Genomic DNA, 1,035 nt, shown 5'->3' with positions numbered 1-1,035 from the left:
TCAACGCTGGCGGATCTGCAATTTGATGGGATGCAAGTGACGGCAAAAGAAGCGAACTTGCCAGAAAAGTGGGCCAATTGGCAGCCAAAAGAGGGTGAAAACTGGCATAGTTACCACTCTGCGATCGATTATCAAAGCCAAAACTGGTCACAGTGGTGGGGGCAGATTGGGTGCGCACTGGGCTGCCGGTTACCAAAACCGGCAGCAGCGACATTACTTTGTCTCTCGCTGGGTTACCTGATTTTCGTACCGAAGTCGACCCAAGCGGTGACGCCGCCACGAGTGGCTAGTTAGATAACCCCGGTACGCGTGTGGTGGCGCGTGACAACTACACCGTCAGCGACTATTTGATTTGAGTGGCAAACCGATTGGGTGAAACGCTTTGGCATTGATGGTTATCGGGTAGATACGGTCAAACACGTAGAAGGCGAAGTGTGGAAGCGTCTGAAACAAGAAGCGACGAAAAGTCTCGATGCGTGGCGCAAAGCCAATGGTCAATCGGGTGCGCCGTTTGGATGATGGGGAAGTGTGGGCCATTCTGCTTACCGCAGCCCTTATTTTGACGACGGTTTTGACGCGCTGATCAACTTTGATATGCAGAAGAAGCTCGATAAAGGCGCAGCCTGTTTTAGCCAAATGGCTGACACCTATCGCGATTACGCCAACACCATCGCGCAGCAAAGTGACTTCAACCCAGTGAGCTACATGTCCTCACACGATACTGAGCTGTTCTTTAGCCGTTTTAAAGACTATACCGTGCAGCGCAACGCCGCGAACGCATTGCTCCTCAGTCCCAGGAGCGGTGCAGATTTATTATGGTGATGAAGTGGGGCGCAATATTGGCCCATATGCCGATGATTTCCATCAAGGCACCCGTTCAGATATGGTTTGGACACCTGTCTGACGAACGAATCAACGTTTGCTTAACCACTGGCAGACGTTAGGGCAGTTTTCGTCAAACACACCCTGCCATTGGCGCGGGTGTGCATAAAGAAATCGAACAACAGGCGCGTACGTTTTTCTCGCACGCTGGGG

1 pseudogene is annotated in these 1,035 nt (G+C 52.0%); it reads left to right on the top strand.

The features are described from left to right. A pseudogene (locus tag CIK04_RS30055) lies at positions 1 to 1,035 on the top strand (alpha-amylase family glycosyl hydrolase); the annotation flags it as partial.

The organism is Vibrio sp. 03_296 (assembly GCF_002265885.1).
Note: the sequence above shows the minus strand (reverse complement) of the source record. Positions and strands in the feature narration are given on the sequence as shown.